The organism is Mesorhizobium sp. WSM4841, from assembly GCF_055811515.1.
The window spans coordinates 147609-162590 of record NZ_JBVVQC010000011.1 but is presented as its reverse complement, the minus strand read 5'-3'; the positions used below and the strand labels follow the sequence as shown (position 1 = coordinate 162590).

The following is a 14982-nucleotide window of genomic DNA, read 5'->3' as shown; positions in this document are numbered from 1 at the left end:
CGCGATTGGCGCGCTGCCCTCATCGCATGACGAACGGGTCCGGGATTGGCTCGTCGGATATCCGTATCCAGACGGATTTCGAGCGCGTGTAATCGCGGATGGCGTCAAGTCCGCCCTCACGGCCGAGCCCCGACCGACCATAGCCGCCGAACGGCACGAGCGGCGAAACCGCGCGGTAGGTGTTGACCCAGACGACGCCGGCATGGATGTCGCGCGCCATGCGGTGCGCCTTGGCGAGATTGGTGGTGAACACGCCCGAGGCCAGGCCGAATGGCGTATCGTTGGCAAGCGCCAGTGCTTCGGCTTCCGTGTCGAACGTGAGAACGCTGAGCACCGGACCGAACAATTCCTCCCGCACGCAGGGCAGCGCTGAATCCTCGGCATCGATGATGGTCGGTGCGTAGTAGAAGCCGTGCGGATGATCGTCGGGCCTTTTTCCGCCGGTGACCAGCGTCCCGCCATTGGCGAGGCTCTCAGCAACGATCTTCTCGATCCATTCACGCTGACGTGGCGTTGCCAGCGGTCCCATTTCGGTGGCCGGATCCTGCGGATCGCCAATTTTGATGGCCTCAGCCTTGTGCTTCAGCCTGTCCAGGAACTCGGCCTTTATCGAACGCTCGACTAGCAGCCGCGAGCCGGCGACGCAGCTTTGTCCAGACGCCGCGAAAATCCCGGCCACGACCGCGTTGGCCGCACTGTCCAGGTCGGCGTCGGCGAAAACGACAACGGGACTTTTCCCGCCCAGCTCCAGCGTCGTATAGGCGAGATTTTCCGCCGTGTTGCGGACGATAGCGCGAGCGGTCGAAGGTCCGCCGGTGAAGGCGACGCGTGAAACCAGCGGATGACTTGTCAGGCGCCGGCCGCAATCGTGCCCGAACCCGGTTAGTATGTTGACGCTTCCGGCGGGAAATCCGGCCTCGTGAACGAGTTCGGCGAAGGCCAGCAACGGCGCTGGGCCGTCTTCCGAGGCTTTCAAGACGACCGTGCAGCCGGCCGCCAGTGCCGGGCCGAGCTTGACCGCCGAAAGGAAGAGCTGCGAATTCCACGGCACGACGGCAGCGACGACGCCGATCGGCTCGCGCCTGATGGTGACGTCCATATCGGCCTTGTCGATAGGCACATGCGAGCCTTCATGCTTGTCGGCAAGCCCGCCATAGTAGCGGTAATAATCGCCGACATAGGCGATCTGGGCGCGGGTCTCGCGGATGATCTTGCCGGTGTCGCGCGTTTCCAGTTCGGCCAGGCGGCCGGCATTGGCGACGACCAGGTCGCCGAGGCGCACCAGCAGCTTGCCTCGCGCCGTCGCCGTCAGCGAGGCCCACGCGGCGGAGTGCAGCGTCCGGTGCGCCGCCTCGACGGCGCGGTCGACATCGGCCTCGGTTGCGGCGGGCATCGTCGCCCAGGGCGCTCCGGTTGATGGATCGATGCTTTCGAAGGTGGCTGTCGGCGTATCGAACGCCCCATCTATGAAGTTGCTGAAAGCCACAAGGGTCATTGCGGCCTCCCATGCCCGAAGGCCGGCATCACCTTGTCGACAAACAGCTGCAGCGACTTCTTCTTGCGCTCGTGTGGCAGGCCGCTGTCGATCCAGATCGAGTACTGGTCATAGCCGAGCGCCTCATATGCCTTCAGCCGGGTGATCACCTCTTCGGCTTCGCCGATGACCAGGTTCTGTCGGATTTTTCCCGGCGCGTATTGCGGCATGGCTGCGATCTCGTCGTCGGTGAGCGCCTCCAATATGCCTTGACGAACAGGCTTCTTGTTCTGGAACCAGGCGCCGAACTGGCAGTAGAACAGCGACAGGTCCTTCGTCAGCTGCTCCGCATCGGCGGCGTCTTCTGCAACGAATGTATGCATCAGCAGCATGATTTCGGGGCGGGCCATGTCGGGATGCGCCGCGCACGCCGCGTTGAAGCGCTCCATCAGGCTGGTTACCTCGTCATCGCCGGAGGCGAGCGGCGTCACCTGGACGTTGCAGCCGTTGGAGACGGCGAAGTCGTGCGAGTTCGGATCGCGCGCCGCCACCCAGATCGGCGGGTGCGGTTTTTGCACCGGCTTGGGCGACGAGGTGGTCGAGGGAAACGACCAGAACTCCCCGGACATCTCGAAGTCGCCCTCCCAGAGGCCCTTGATGGCCGGGATAATCTCGCGCATGCGCTGGCCCGCGCCCCAGGCGTCGAGCCCCGGGAACAGGCGCTGGTATTCGTAGCTGTAGGCTCCGCGCGCGATACCGATGTCGAGCCGGCCAGCCGTGACGACATCGGTCATTGCTGCCTCGCCGGCGAGCTTGATCGGATGCCAGAACGGCGCGATGACCGTTCCTGTGCCGAGCCGGATGCGCTTCGTCCTGGCGCCGAGATAGGCGATGTTGATGAACGGGTTTGGCGAGATGGTGAACTCCATGCCGTGGTGTTCGCCGATCCAGGCCATCTCGAAGCCTGCCGCCTCGGCCATCAGGACCAGTTCCTCAAGCTCGTCGATGAGCTCGGCATGCGGCTTTGTCGGGTCCGAGCGTTCCATATGGACGAAGAGCGAGAACTTCATATCTGTTGACCCGGATTAGAAGTGTTCATGGATACCGGCTTGGCGAGCGGACGGACTTCACCTTCGACCTCGTTGCCGACATAGACTCCAAATGCATCCTCCCGACATTCGCGAAGATAGCGGGCGAGCATCGAGCGCACAGCAGCGTCGGCGATGTTCAGTCCGGCAATCCTGTCGATGTCGACGAGCCGGACCTGGCGATCGCTGGAGTGGGGCGCGTCCACCGTGCCGCGGTAGTAGACATGCGTTCGCGATGGGTTTGCGGCGTCGTCCCAGACCGCAAACAGGAATCCGAGATGAGCCTCGATGGCTTTCGCAGCGAGGCGTCCCTTGAGGCTTCGCGTGTCGCCGGGCGTTCCGAGCCCTCGGCCCGCCGGCAGTTCGAAAAAGCCGTCGACGGTTTCGAAGAACAGCACGCGGCCTTCATCTTCGAGGATGGCGCCGACTTCCATGTCCGGAGGCGCGGCCGCCAACGCTTCCTGGCTGAGACCGGGCGAGACATACGCCCCACGGCAATAGCCGAGGGGCTGCGATGAATTGTGGGAGAATTCGCGAACGCGGCCGATGAGGATCGAATGGTCGCCGGCGTCGACCAACTGCTCCATGTCACAGTCAAACGTAGCCACCGATCCAGCGAGCAGTGGACTGCCGGTCGGGCCGAAGCGCCACTCGACAGCCGAGAACTTGTCCTGCGATTTCGAAGCGAAGACGCCGGATGCGGCTCGCTGTTCCTCCGAGAGCACGTTGACGGCAAAGCACTTCGAGGTCGAAAACACCGGATGGCCCAGCGCTTTCTTGGCGATGCAGACCAGAACAAGCGGCGGATCGAGCGAAACGGATGTAAACGAATTGGCGGTGAAGCCTCGAGGCTCTCCTTCCGGCCCGATCGCGGTGACGATGGTAACGCCGGTCAGGAAGGAACCGAGCGCCCGCCTGAATTCGCCCGCGTCGAAGGCTGTGTCCATCGCCGGTCGCGCCGATGCGCTTGCGCCGTCGTTGCTCTCGAGAAAATCGACAATGCGCCGTGTGACCACGTCAGGCGAGGCAACGGCCATCATATGTCGTTCGCCCTCCAGAACGACGCAGCGACCGCGCGACGCGAGGCGCGCCATCGCCGCCGACATCGCAGGCGAGGAATTCCTGTCCTGCGAGCCGGTCATGAACAGGGCCGGCATCGCGAGACCGGGAAGACGATCGCCATGCGCCGCATCGGCATGGGCGAAAAGTCGATATGTGCGCGCATAGCCTTCCGGGTTGACGCTTTGCAGTGCCGCGCGCGTTGTCCTTGCGGCCTCGGCCAGGCTGTCGGGGACGGGGTTGCCGAACCAGCGCGCGATCGTTGCGTCCGTCCCTGACGGGTTTTCCGCGCCGTTCAATTCGGCGGCGCGTTCGCGCACCGCCTGCGCAAGGTCCGCCGGGCGGCGAAAGACCGCGTTGAGCGACACCATGCGGCGGACCCGTTCGGGTGCGTTGAGAGCGATTTCCTGCCCGACCAGCGCCCCCATTGAATGGCCAACGATCGAGACGGTATCCAGGCCAAGGTGATCAAGAAGCCGGATTGCCTGTCCGGCATAGTCGGCAAGGCTCGCGTCTTCAGGTGGTAGTGGCGACAGGCCGTGTCCCAGCATGTCGATCGCGATCACATCCCATCTGTCCCTCATCAGCGCGATCTGCGGGACCCAGATCTCCGCGTTCATGCCGACGCCGTGGATGAGGAGGACCGGCGCGCCGGATCCGGCACGGATGAAGCCGGTACCGTCAGGCGCCGTTCCGCGATGCCAGTCAGGCTTCGTCAGCTCAGCCATGCAGGTCGCCGACCTCCTTGAGATCCTGGTAGCGGTCGCCGATGCGATGATGCGGTCGTCCGCCGATCGAGGCGCCAAGCGCCACCACCAATTCGTCTGGCGCCGGCGCGTCACCGATCTGGAAGTGCACAGTCAGGTAGTGCGAACGTCGGCCTTCGTCGTTCTTGTCCATGAGCGGGATCATGATCGGCGTGTTCGGCCCGCCACGCAGGTTGGTGAAGGCAAGATAGGTCTTGGCGCCGACGGCACGCCGATAATGGTTGCCGAAATGCAGCGTGTGGATGAGCGCGGAGGCATGCTCGATCTCGCCTGATGTGCCGCAGATTGCGGCCTTGCCGTAGCCTTCGATCGCTTCGCCGGATCCCGCAACTGCGAGGATTTCACGGGTCAGCATCTCCCCCAGAACCGGCGCATAGGCGCGGATCTCGGGAGAAAGGTCCTCAGTGAAACCGCGCCCGGCCCAGGGATTGTCGAGCACTGCCGCCACGCCGATCAGGCGCAGCGGCCGGGGGGCCACCTTGCCGCCTTCAATCAGCGTGTTCTCGACATAGGTGACGATCTTTCGGATGGCCGGCTTCATCGAATCCTCGGTGGTCGTTCGGCCGAGGCATCCGGAAAAGCTCCCGTCCGCCACGGTGATCTTATGGTATACCATACTATTGAAGACCAAATCCCTTGTCAACGGATCGTCGAATCTGTTTGTTTGCGGATGCTGGGAGTAGATGAATTGGCCGACGACACACTGAGGATCGAACGATCCACCAAGACGCTGAGAACGCTGGCGCTGGAGCGCATGCGCGACGCGATCATGGGGTTTCACTTCCAGCCGGGCGAACGGCTGGTCGAGCGGCCGCTTTGCGACCAGCTCGGCGTCAGTCGCTCGGTGGTGCGCGAAGTTCTGCGGCAGTTGGAGACTGAGGGCCTTGTCCAGATGATACCAGGCCACGGACCCGCGGTGGCCAGGCCAGATCTCAGCCGCACCGATGAGATTTATGAACTCCGCGCTTTGATGGAGGGCATCGCGGCGCGCGCCTGCGCGCTGACAGCGACTGAGGACCAGATCGCTGCGCTTGAGCGCGCATTCGATGTGCTGCTCACGGCGTGGGCCTCAGCCAATCCGATCGAGGTGATGCGGGCGACGACAAAATTCTATGAAGTGCTTTTCGATGCCGCCGACAAGCGCATCGCCTGGGAGATCGTCCAGGGTCTGAACGTCCGCATCAACCAGCTGCGTTCCATGACCATCGCTTCGGTGGACCGCCGCGATGCCGCAATTGCCGAAATGACCGACATCATGAACGCGATCAAGTCGCGCAACGGCGATGAAGCCGAAGCGGCGGCCCGGCGACATGTGGAGCAGGCCTGGCGAATTGCGCAACAGACCCTTCGCAACAGCTGAAGCAGAAACGGCCACAACGCCTTGAAATTTTTTCACTCGGCGGCTGCGGGTCTTCACATTACGGATTGCCCGTCGCCCTCGCAGCGATGGCTTTGTTTCTGGCTGTTGACGATAGCGCATTCTGGCTAGTGTCTCAGTTTGAATTTTTAGTGCAGATCGGTATGCTTGGCGGATGATCCCATATGCCGATCGAAAAGAAGCCATTCGAGCCGTTCTCAAATATTGCGCGATGCAGCGCCAAACAGTTCGCTACGGAGTGCTCGGGAAGGCGGTCGGCATTCCTGCTCAGGGACCTTGGAAGCCGGTTCTAGACGAAATCAGTCGCGAAGAGACGCCAGATATTACGTTCCTAGTAGTTAATAAGGACGGATTGTCCAGCCAGATCGATTTCAAAGAAGCAAAGCCTGCTACTGACAAGCAGAAGAAGAAGGCAGGAGATATGATCGAAACTGTCTTCGCACACTACGGTGATCGGAAGTAAAATTGACCTAAGTCTTCTTTTTGTAAGGACCGCGCGGCTTCGGCGCTACGGCGTCCATCAGTTGGCATAGGTCGTCCATCGACCAGAGAGTCTGCGAAAGGCCGGCGGCCATCGCCGGGGACATTTTCAGTTGTGAATGCGGATCAAGTTGTACCAGACAGTGTACAGCGCCACCATGTGCATGTGGTTCTCGAACTCTTTGAGAATCCATTCGTAAGGCGCGTGAAGCAGCGCATCTGCATAAGCATGGTGAGGTTCTGACGCTCCACATGCGACGTGCTGACGTGCGCCAGATCGGGCGAGCCTTCTATGCGGTTCTTCTTGATGCCAGTGCATTCGGCGGGGCTGTAGCGGCCCTTGGTGCCTTCGGGAACATCGCCGTAAATTTTGATGACCTGCGCATAGTCAACGTCCGCGCCAAAGGTTTCCTCGACGGCATTCAGGTACGCGCGGTCACCATCGGTTGAAAGCTGGACGCGATTGGCAAGACGGTCGCGGACGTCATCCATGAATGCCAGCGCATATTCGCCATCACGATCGCCAACCAGCCACGAAATGAGAAGCTTGCTGTCGCTGTCCAGCGCGGTCCATGTCCATGTGTCGCCTGCGCCTTCAATGCGGTTCTTCTTGGTCGCGACGTTCCTTTGCGTCGCGCCAGTGAACGACCAGATTTCATTGCACTGGACGCGCTTGGCCGTCACATTGCGAACTTCGCGGTCGTGCAGATCGGCGCAGAACCCGTGTTGATCGCACGTCGGCAACGCGTGAGATCGAACGCATCGAGCTTCCCTCGCAAAGCATGGTGAGGATTTGGACGCCGGTCTTGAGGGACAGCTTGTTGATGCCCCGAATGTGAACTTTGATGCTTAGTGTCAAGCATCAAGAGTTCAATTCGAATTGCGCAGCTTTGGAGTGAAAGGGACGACGCGGGTATCCAAATGGCCTTTCGGTAGACCACAAAGGCGCTCAATGTCGCTCAGGTTCAACGCTAACGCTTGCTCAACCTGATTTCTTGTCTGCACCGATTGATCCAAAAGCATTTTCACAGACGCCCCCAGAATAGCAGGCGCTCTGGTTTGGAATAATTCGTCAAAGGGCTCGTGCGTGCGAATGCGTTTCATATTTAGTTGTCGCATAACATAGCTGTGCTGATTTCCATTAATTATTTCAAGATCCCTACAGCGATAGGCCATTGCAGCAATCGAAATTCCCCACTTTTGTTTAAGGAATTCAAAGTGACTAAGAGATGTCCCTAGGACCTCACGACTAAACGTATCTTGAGGTAGAAGAAAAGCACTAGCGAAGCGATCCGCCTGACGCTCTATATCATTGATATTGTCGGACGTGACCTCAACAGGCGAATGCAGCAGCATGTGCCCGAGTTCGTGCGCAAGGTTATAGGCGGTGCGCGGTCCGCTAGTCACATCCGCTGAAAACAAGACATACGGACGGCCTGCCTGCCAGCATGAAACGGCATCCATATCAGGACAATCGACCGCCTCGCGAATCAGGATGAAGCCATGCAATTCCATGATCGCTGAGAGGTCTCGGAGAGGACCGCGCCCAAGCGACCAGGCGGATCGCAGTGCATCTGCCGCCGCTTCAATTTGATCCGTTGATTGAGAAGACGGATCAAAATCAAGAGCCGGGAGATCGACCGATGGCATATCGATGAAACGCTCCAAATAGGCGACGACATCACTAGCCCATTCAAGCCGACGAGCAATGCGCTTACGATGATGCAATTCGACTCGTTTTAGACTTCGCCAGAACGGTGCGATGCCCGCCCCAGACCGTTGTCTCGGGGTAGTAAAAAACGCCGGCGGCTGCTCAGTCACGGCTATGATCCGACCGAACGTTTCCCCACTCGGAGCAGAGAGACCGCTTTCCATCCGGGATACAGCCTGCTTTGTAACGTTCAAGAGTTCGGCGAATGGCTCAAGCTGTAGCCCGCGAGCTTCTCGCGCTTCGCGAATTCGCTCGGGGATAACCCGAGGCAGATTCCGCCTGTCTGATGAAAATAGATCACTCATTGGGTCGCGCTTATGCGCCTTCCTTCTTGGCGCTCTCTTCGAGCGCTTGGGCAATGTGGTCCTTCAGGCGGAGCTTTGCTCCAGCGTCGGGGACCGTCGAGCCCACCGGAACCTCTGCGCCACGCTTCGCCACTTCATCAAGAACATTGATGTGCCCGATCCATGTATCTGAGTCGGGAGCCGGCGCACCCCAGCAAAGATGGCTGAGCTTGCCATCACGCGCCGCGCGAAACGTCAGCCAAGCGTAAAGCTTTGGTATCTCGCGGACGAGCCGTTTGATGTCCTTGTCCTTTTCTGACCAGCTCAAGAGATCGGGCTGCAACGAAAGCCGCGTGTCCTGCCTACTCTCGGCTTCTTCTGGGAAGCCGTCGACATCATCGGTCCGGCAGACATGGGCAATCGCACCGGTCGCGGAGACCTCCAACCAATGCCAACTGCCTTTCGGCATCGGCTTCATCGATGTGAGAAATGGAAGATCGCCCCGAGTGCAGTAGAGATCAATCTGGTACGCGATCCCAATTCGGCGAATATGGCCTCGGAGGTCCCTACCGATTGCGTTGTTGAGGAACGATTCGCCCTCGAAAAGATGGCCAGCCAAGAAACTGCCTTCTTGGACCGCGCGAGCAAGAGCCAAGTCGCTTGATTGCGGGAAGGCGAGCCTCAAGCGGTCCTGAATTTCGGGAATGATGGGCATGCAGAGCGGGCTCCAATCTGATTCGAGTAAACCAGATTCCCAGAAACCTAATCTCAGGTCAACTGAATTACCGGTTTCCCCACCGCTTTTCTGCAGCCTTCTTAGCGATCTCGGCGCGCCGCTCTGGCGTCATGTGACGGCGCGCTTCTTGCCGCCCTTCGCACCAAACACCTTGGCGGCAGGGTCCTTGCCGTCGTCAATCACGTCGTCGGCTTCCTAGCCAGTCGCAATGCGCATGACGCGAACGGCGTTGCCGATCACGTCGGCGGGGCGCTTCTCGCCTTTAGGTCCGGTTGGCATGCCGAACACTCTTTCCAGTTAAGGCGCGCATTTCTCCTAGAAGGGCGCGCAAGGCGTCATAGTCCATGTAGCCCTGGCTCCAATGTGGCCCCTTTAGTTCGTCCACGCCCCAATCGAGCTGTTTGTGGTTGCGACCATGAAAGGCAACAAAATATCGATCGACGTTACCTCCTGCGATGTAGTCATCCAGAAAAGATAGGCGGTCGCCGTCTGGCTCAATTCGATAGTTCGGTAGCTTCCCGTGCCCGGTGATCCCAATCCGCACGAACGCGGAGCCGTGCTTTTTCTTGTAGGTGTGCATACTGCCAAACACGCCCGCGACATAGTCCACCGGCTGGTCGAGTGTTCTGACGACGTCGGCTATGGTCGCACTTTCGGGGAGTTTCACACGAGCCACGCATTCCTCCATGCTTTCCGCTAAGCAGATAGGCGCTTTCGCCTATGGGATCAAACGTGACAGGCGTTTCCGCATATTTCAACTGAGACACTACCTGCATTCTGGGTTTGCTGGTGCGGATCTTATTTTGAGGATATTCTCTTCCTTAAAGCAGAAGCCGGGTCGACCTCGATTGGCGGTCGCTTGCGCTCGGCCGCCCCGCTCGGGAGGAGCCTCTGATTGCGATGGCGCGCTTTGCTCACCTTGCCCTTCTCGCCGTCGCCTTGGGATTATTGCCTGGAATTGCACTGGCTGGGGAGCCTTTCGTCCCGAGCTGGATCAAGAACGATCCTTCAGCCAAGACAGTGGCCATAGAGATTGTTGCCGATTGGAACCAAGTCGAGCGGTACCGCAGGGACAACATCCGGACCGACATTATCGACTTCAACGGTTACTGGGGCGGCAATCTCACCATCGTCGTGCCAGCGGAATGGTCGGTAAAGATCGAGTTCATCAATGGCTCCTCGTCTTTCCGGCACAGCCTGATGCTGACCAGGGTCTACGCTCAGTCAGAGATGCCGGTGAAGTTGACGGCCGAGGATGCGATCTGGGGGGTGTACACCGATCCGCCAGAGGGAATTAAAATCAATGAGAGGAGGCAACTCAACTTTGTTGCGCAGCAGGCCGGGAGCTATTTCCTCGCCTGTGCGAGGCAAACGCATCTGATGGACGGACACTGGATCGGTTTCGAGGTGAGAGACAGCATCGAACAGGCCGTGGCAATCATAGACGAAAACAAATTTCCGCAGGAGCAGCCCCCAGGACGGCCTTAGGGGCTAATCGAGCAAGCCCGCGCTATGGCTTGGTCGTGGAGATCAATGCAAACCCAGGGCGGCTTACCGGAAATTCGAAAGTCTGGCGTGCCCGAGCAGCTGCCTTTGCTCGCCAAGCCACCAGCGGGCAATGCTTTCGTCACTATTTCAGCTGCCCTATGCCACAAGGGCAATACTGTATGGTTTGGTCGTTCTGGGCGCTGTCATGGCGCTGCGCGAACGGCGGCTGCAATGAGAAAGGATCGGACGATGAGTGCGACGGCGATAAGTAAAGGGGCACCGTCATCCCCGGACGATTTTCTGACCGGGCTGAAGGGGCAGCGCGTGCTTGTGACGGCAGGCGCCGGCGGCATCGGCTTGGCCATTGCCGACACGCTGTCGCGGCTCGGCGCGCGCATCGTCGTCTGCGACGTTTCCGACGAGGCGCTGGCTGCTGCTCCGGACAAGATCGCCCTCGTCGCCGCGGTCAAGGCCGATGTCTCGCGCGAAGACGACGTCGACCGGCTGTTCGAGACGGTGAAGGAAAAGCTCGGCGGCCTCGACGCGCTGATCAACAATGCCGGCATTGCCGGGCCGACCGGCGGCGTCGACGAAATCGATCCGGCAGACTGGCGGCGCTGCATCGACGTCTGCCTGACCGGCCAGTTCCTCTGCGCCCGGCGCGCCGTGCCGTTGATCAAGGCGGCGGGCGGCGGCTCGATCGTCTCGATGTCGTCCGCCGCCGGCCGCCACGGCTACGCTTTCCGCACCCCCTATTCGGCCGCCAAGTTCGGCGTCATCGGTTTCACGCAGAGCCTCGCCAAGGAACTCGGGCCGCACGGCATAAGGGTCAACGCTATCCTGCCCGGCATCATCGAGGGACCACGCATCGACAAGGTCATCGCCGACCGGGCCAGGCAGCTCGGTGTGTCAAACAAGGAGATGACGGAGCGCTATCTCCAGAACATCTCGCTGCGCCGCATGACCAGCCCTTATGACGTAGCCGCGATGGTCGCCTTCCTGTTGTCCGATGCGGCGATCAACATCTCCGGCCAGTCGCTCGGCGTCGACGGCAACGTCGAAACCCTATGAGGAGCCCGACCATGGTGAAAGTAGCAATTGTCGGCAGCGGGTTCATCGGACGGGCCTGGGCGATCAGTTTTGCCCGCGCCGGTCATGACGTGCGGATGTGGGACCAGTCGCCGGCCGCGACCACCGGCGCGCATGATTACATCGCCGGCGTGCTCGGCGACCTCGCGGCGAACGATCTGCTGCGGGGACAGGCAATCGACGCGGTGCTTGGTCGCATCACCATCGTGGCAGAACTGGGCGAGGCGCTGGCCGATGCAGTCCATATCCAGGAGAACACGCCCGAAAACCTCGAAGTGAAGCGCAAGGTGTTCTCGCAGATCGATGCAATGGCCGCTCCGCAAGCGGTCATCGCCAGTTCCACCTCGGCGTTGCTGCCGTCGAAATTCACCGCCCATCTGCAAGGGCGGCACCGCTGCCTGGTGGTTCATCCGATCAATCCGCCCTATCTTATCCCGGCCGCGGAAGTCGTGCCGGCGCCATGGACTTCTTCCGAAACGGTCGAAAGGACCCGCGCCTTCCTCGTCGATGCGGGCCACGCGCCGCTGGTGATGAAGCACGAGCTCGACGGCTTCATCATGAACCGCCTGCAGGGCGCGCTGCTGGAGGAGGCTTTTCGACTTGTCGCGGACGGCTATGCCAGCGTCGAGGATGTCGATATCGGCATTCGCGACGGGCTGGCGCTGCGCTGGTCGTTCATGGGTCCGTTCGAAACGATCGACCTCAATGCGCCGGGCGGTGTACGCGACTATGTCGAGCGCTATCAAGCGATCTATGCCAACATTTTTCCGCAGATGCTGCGCCGCGTTGACTGGGCCGGCGAGGTCATCGAAACGGTAGAGGCCGACCGCAGCAAGCGGCTGCCGCGGGAAGAACTCGGTGAACGGCAGGTTTGGCGCGACCGCCGGCTGATGGCGCTGGCGGCGCACAAGAAAAAATCGGATCAGGAGTTTGGAAGATGACGGAAACAAGCCGCAATCCCGGCGCCCAGCAGACCAAAGGCAAGGTGATCATCACCTGTGCGGTGACCGGGGCGATCCACACACCGACCATGTCGCCCTATCTGCCGATCACGCCGGACCAGATCGCGTCCGAGGCGATCGCGGCAGCGGAGGCAGGTGCGGCGATCCTGCACCTGCATGCCCGCGACCCCGAGACCGGCAAGCCTGACCAGACGCCGGCGGCCTTCGCCCGCTTCCTGCCGCGCATCAAGCAGGCCACCAATGCCGCCATCAACATCACCACTGGCGGCAGTCCCTACATGAAGGTCGAGGAACGCGTGCGCCCGGCCGCCGAGTTCAAGCCCGAGGTCGCCTCGCTCAACATGGGCTCGATCAATTTCGGGCTCTATCACCTCGTCGACAAATACGAGACTTTCAAGTTCGATTGGGAAAAGCCGCATCTGGAAGCGACGCGCGACCTTGTCTTTCGCAACTCGTTCAAAGACATCGAATACATTCTTGCGACCTGCTACGACAACGGCACGCGCTTCGAGTTCGAGTGCTACGACATTGCCCATCTCTACAACCTCTCGCACTTCGCCGATCGCGGGCTGGTCAAGCCGCCGTTCTTCGTGCAGTCGGTGTTCGGTCTGCTTGGCGGCATTGGCACGCACCCCGAAGACGTTGCCCATATGAAGCGCACCGCCGACCGGCTGTTCGGCGACCAGTTCCGCTGGTCGGTGCTCGGTGCCGGCGCCAGCCAATTGCGGATCGCGGCCCAATCGGCAGCGCTTGGCGGCAACATCCGCGTCGGGCTCGAAGACAGTCTTTGGGCCGGCAAGGGTAAGCTTGCCAAATCGAACGCCGAGCAGGTGGTGCTTGCCCGCAAGATCATCGAGGGGCTTGGCATGGAGGTGGCGACGCCCGACGAGGCGCGCGAGATCCTGTCACTGAAGGGCGGCGACAAGGTCGCGTTCTGAGGCGGCTCGCCCCGACATGCTCGTCAAGAGGGTCACCAGCGTGATGTTCGGCGGACCGAAACTCGACACCCTCTATGTGACCTCGATGGCAAAACCGCCGTTACCGCGCTTCCCCGGCGATGGCGTCCTGCGCGGCAGCCTGTTCGCAATAACCGGCCTTGGCATCAAGAGCGTTGCGGAACCACTCTTCGCCGGATGACGGCGGCTGCAAAAGGGGATAGAGGCGAATAAGGAAAACGAGCGCTCGCTCGATTTCTAGACGATGGCGGCCACCTCGCTTCGCTGAGAGTTTGTCCATGAATTTCGACATTCCAGCCCGCACCGAAGATTACCGCGTCCGCATTGCCGACTTCGTCGAGCGTGAGATCCTGTCGCTCGAGGCCGACAAGATGTCCTATGACGCCCATGGAAATATTGCCTTGCCGCTGCTGGAGGCGCTTCGCGCCAAGGCGCGGATGGCGGGCTTGTGGTGCCTGCAGCTCAAGCCCGAAACCGGCGGCGCCGGTCTCGGCAAGATGGACATAGCGGTCTGTTACGAGGAGATGAACCGGTCGATCTTCGGACCCGTGGTGTTCAATTCGGCAGCGCCCGACGATGGCAACATGATGGTTCTGGAGGCGCTCGGCACGCCAGCACAAAAGGAAAAATGGCTGAAGCCGATTGTCGAGGGCAAGGTGCGCTCGGCCTTTGCCATGACCGAACCGCACCCCGGCGGCGGTTCGGACCCTTCGATGATCATGACGCGTGCGAAGCGGCGCGGCGACAAATATGTCGTGACCGGCCGCAAATGGTTCATCACAGGCGCGGAGGAGGCCAGCCATTTCATCCTGATCGCGCGAACTTCGGACGATCCGCGCCATGGTCTGTCGGCTCTGATGTTCCACAAGGATCAGCCGGGCTGGCGCATCATGCGCCGTATCGAGATCATGGGCCCGGAGGAGCATGGCGGGCATTGCGAGCTGGAATTCGATGGGCTCGAAATTCCTGTCGAAGACATGCTGGTCGGCGAGGGCAGGGGCATGAAGGTGACGCAGGTGCGGCTCGGCCCGGCGCGGCTTACCCACTGCATGCGCTGGCTCGGATTGTCCAAGCGCTGCGTCGAGATCGCGCGCGCCTACGCTGCCATGCGCCATGGTTTCGGCCAGCGCCTCGCCGACCGCGAAAGCGTCCAGCTGAAGCTCGGCGACCTTGCCATGCGCATCGAGATCGGTCGCATCCTGGTGATGAAGGCTGCGTGGGAGTTGGACCGCGGCGGCTTTGCCCGCAAGGACGTGTCGATGGCCAAGGTCCAGGTCGCCAATGTGCTGCATGACGCCGCCGATGTGGCGATCCAGATCAACGGCGCGCGGGGCTATTCCAAGGACACCGTGCTCGAATGGATCTACCGCTATGCGCGCCAGGCGCGGCTGGTCGATGGCGCCGATGAGGTCCACAAGATGGTGCTGAACCGTTTCCTCAACGAGGAAGAGAGCAGCTTCTGGCGCTGGACTGTCGAAGGCGAGGCATAGGCGACGCGGGGTGGCATCTC

General features: G+C 60.9%; 15 protein-coding genes and 1 pseudogene. 8 read left to right on the top strand and 8 right to left on the bottom strand.

The window, feature by feature from the left end:
* Positions 1–19 precede the first annotated feature (19 nt).
* The 4 genes from AC0L14_RS15960 to AC0L14_RS15945 are packed head-to-tail and all read right to left on the bottom strand — an operon-like array spanning position 20 to position 4929.
* Positions 20–1495 carry an aldehyde dehydrogenase gene (locus AC0L14_RS15960; protein ID WP_473750079.1) on the bottom strand — a complete coding sequence of 492 codons (1476 nt, stop codon included), beginning with the start codon at positions 1493–1495 and terminating at the stop codon, positions 20–22.
* Complete coding sequence (locus AC0L14_RS15955; protein ID WP_473750078.1) at positions 1492–2544, bottom strand: LLM class flavin-dependent oxidoreductase; 1053 nt, start codon at positions 2542–2544, stop codon at positions 1492–1494. Before AC0L14_RS15955 ends, AC0L14_RS15960 begins: the two co-directional genes overlap by 4 nt.
* Complete coding sequence (locus tag AC0L14_RS15950) at positions 2541–4349, bottom strand: alpha/beta fold hydrolase (RefSeq protein ID WP_473750077.1); 1809 nt, start codon at positions 4347–4349, stop codon at positions 2541–2543. Before AC0L14_RS15950 ends, AC0L14_RS15955 begins: the two co-directional genes overlap by 4 nt.
* On the bottom strand, positions 4342–4929 hold the full coding sequence (locus AC0L14_RS15945; RefSeq protein WP_287316430.1) for an amino acid synthesis family protein: 588 nt from the start codon (positions 4927–4929) through the stop codon (positions 4342–4344). The genes AC0L14_RS15950 and AC0L14_RS15945 overlap by 8 nt, the downstream gene beginning before the upstream one ends.
* Positions 4930–5076: 147 nt before the next feature.
* On the opposite strand from AC0L14_RS15945, the gene AC0L14_RS15940 reads away from it, so the two are divergent.
* Together AC0L14_RS15940 and AC0L14_RS15935 are read left to right on the top strand one after the other, a co-directional pair.
* Positions 5077–5748, top strand: a complete 672-nt coding sequence (locus tag AC0L14_RS15940) for a GntR family transcriptional regulator (RefSeq protein WP_292074459.1) — start codon at positions 5077–5079, stop codon at positions 5746–5748.
* A gap of 172 nt (positions 5749–5920) precedes the next feature.
* Positions 5921–6229, top strand: a complete 309-nt coding sequence (locus tag AC0L14_RS15935; RefSeq protein WP_473750076.1) for a hypothetical protein — start codon at positions 5921–5923, stop codon at positions 6227–6229.
* A 7-nt stretch (positions 6230–6236) separates the two neighbouring features.
* Here AC0L14_RS15935 and AC0L14_RS15930 read toward each other — a convergent pair.
* The 4 genes and pseudogenes from AC0L14_RS15930 to AC0L14_RS15915 form a co-directional block, all read right to left on the bottom strand.
* Positions 6237–7072 (bottom strand): annotated as a pseudogene (locus AC0L14_RS15930) (IS1 family transposase).
* Positions 7073–7116: 44 nt separating this feature from the next.
* On the bottom strand, positions 7117–8262 hold the full coding sequence (locus AC0L14_RS15925) for an ImmA/IrrE family metallo-endopeptidase (protein ID WP_473750075.1): 1146 nt from the start codon (positions 8260–8262) through the stop codon (positions 7117–7119).
* 10 nt (positions 8263–8272) lie between these two features.
* Positions 8273–8956 (bottom strand): hypothetical protein, encoded by a 684-nt coding sequence (locus AC0L14_RS15920; RefSeq protein ID WP_473750074.1) that lies wholly within the window; start codon positions 8954–8956, stop codon positions 8273–8275.
* 283 nt (positions 8957–9239) lie between these two features.
* Entirely contained in the window at positions 9240–9653 is a 414-nt protein-coding gene (locus AC0L14_RS15915) for a hypothetical protein (RefSeq protein WP_473750073.1), read from the bottom strand.
* Between the two features lie 224 nt (positions 9654–9877).
* On the opposite strand from AC0L14_RS15915, the gene AC0L14_RS15910 reads away from it, so the two are divergent.
* The 6 genes from AC0L14_RS15910 to AC0L14_RS15885 all read left to right on the top strand — a co-directional run bounded on the left by AC0L14_RS15910 (position 9878) and on the right by AC0L14_RS15885 (position 14962).
* Positions 9878–10465 carry a sulfocyanin-like copper-binding protein gene (locus AC0L14_RS15910; RefSeq protein ID WP_473750072.1) on the top strand — a complete coding sequence of 196 codons (588 nt, stop codon included), beginning with the start codon at positions 9878–9880 and terminating at the stop codon, positions 10463–10465.
* A 249-nt stretch (positions 10466–10714) separates the two neighbouring features.
* On the top strand, positions 10715–11536 hold the full coding sequence (locus AC0L14_RS15905; RefSeq protein WP_473750071.1) for an SDR family oxidoreductase: 822 nt from the start codon (positions 10715–10717) through the stop codon (positions 11534–11536).
* An 11-nt stretch (positions 11537–11547) separates the two neighbouring features.
* Complete coding sequence (locus AC0L14_RS15900) at positions 11548–12495, top strand: 3-hydroxyacyl-CoA dehydrogenase (protein ID WP_473750070.1); 948 nt, start codon at positions 11548–11550, stop codon at positions 12493–12495.
* Positions 12492–13454 carry a 3,5-dioxohexanoate:acetyl-CoA acetone transferase gene (gene kce / locus AC0L14_RS15895; RefSeq protein ID WP_473750069.1) on the top strand — a complete coding sequence of 321 codons (963 nt, stop codon included), beginning with the start codon at positions 12492–12494 and terminating at the stop codon, positions 13452–13454. The genes AC0L14_RS15900 and kce overlap by 4 nt, the downstream gene beginning before the upstream one ends.
* Before the next feature lie 16 nt (positions 13455–13470).
* On the top strand, positions 13471–13653 hold the full coding sequence (locus AC0L14_RS15890; RefSeq protein ID WP_473750068.1) for a hypothetical protein: 183 nt from the start codon (positions 13471–13473) through the stop codon (positions 13651–13653).
* A 97-nt stretch (positions 13654–13750) separates the two neighbouring features.
* Positions 13751–14962 (top strand): acyl-CoA dehydrogenase family protein, encoded by a 1212-nt coding sequence (locus AC0L14_RS15885; RefSeq protein WP_473549275.1) that lies wholly within the window; start codon positions 13751–13753, stop codon positions 14960–14962.
* The last annotated feature ends 20 nt before the right edge of the window (positions 14963–14982 follow it).

Excerpts from the sequence above, each read along its gene's own strand:
- AC0L14_RS15910 (WP_473750072.1), top strand. The coding sequence starts at position 9,878 with ATGGCGCGCTTTGCTCACCTTGCCCTTCTCGCCGTCGCCTTGGGATTA.
- AC0L14_RS15900 (WP_473750070.1), top strand. The coding sequence starts at position 11,548 with ATGGTGAAAGTAGCAATTGTCGGCAGCGGGTTCATCGGACGGGCCTGG.
- AC0L14_RS15955 (WP_473750078.1), bottom strand. The coding sequence starts at position 2,544 with ATGAAGTTCTCGCTCTTCGTCCATATGGAACGCTCGGACCCGACAAAG.
- AC0L14_RS15905 (WP_473750071.1), top strand. The coding sequence starts at position 10,715 with ATGAGTGCGACGGCGATAAGTAAAGGGGCACCGTCATCCCCGGACGAT.
- AC0L14_RS15950 (WP_473750077.1), bottom strand. The coding sequence starts at position 4,349 with ATGGCTGAGCTGACGAAGCCTGACTGGCATCGCGGAACGGCGCCTGAC.
- AC0L14_RS15920 (WP_473750074.1), bottom strand. The coding sequence starts at position 8,956 with ATGCCCATCATTCCCGAAATTCAGGACCGCTTGAGGCTCGCCTTCCCG.
- AC0L14_RS15935 (WP_473750076.1), top strand. The coding sequence starts at position 5,921 with ATGATCCCATATGCCGATCGAAAAGAAGCCATTCGAGCCGTTCTCAAA.
- kce (WP_473750069.1), top strand. The coding sequence starts at position 12,492 with ATGACGGAAACAAGCCGCAATCCCGGCGCCCAGCAGACCAAAGGCAAG.
- AC0L14_RS15945 (WP_287316430.1), bottom strand. The coding sequence starts at position 4,929 with ATGAAGCCGGCCATCCGAAAGATCGTCACCTATGTCGAGAACACGCTG.
- AC0L14_RS15885 (WP_473549275.1), top strand. The coding sequence starts at position 13,751 with ATGAATTTCGACATTCCAGCCCGCACCGAAGATTACCGCGTCCGCATT.
- AC0L14_RS15960 (WP_473750079.1), bottom strand. The coding sequence starts at position 1,495 with ATGACCCTTGTGGCTTTCAGCAACTTCATAGATGGGGCGTTCGATACG.
- AC0L14_RS15925 (WP_473750075.1), bottom strand. The coding sequence starts at position 8,262 with ATGAGTGATCTATTTTCATCAGACAGGCGGAATCTGCCTCGGGTTATC.
- AC0L14_RS15890 (WP_473750068.1), top strand. The coding sequence starts at position 13,471 with ATGCTCGTCAAGAGGGTCACCAGCGTGATGTTCGGCGGACCGAAACTC.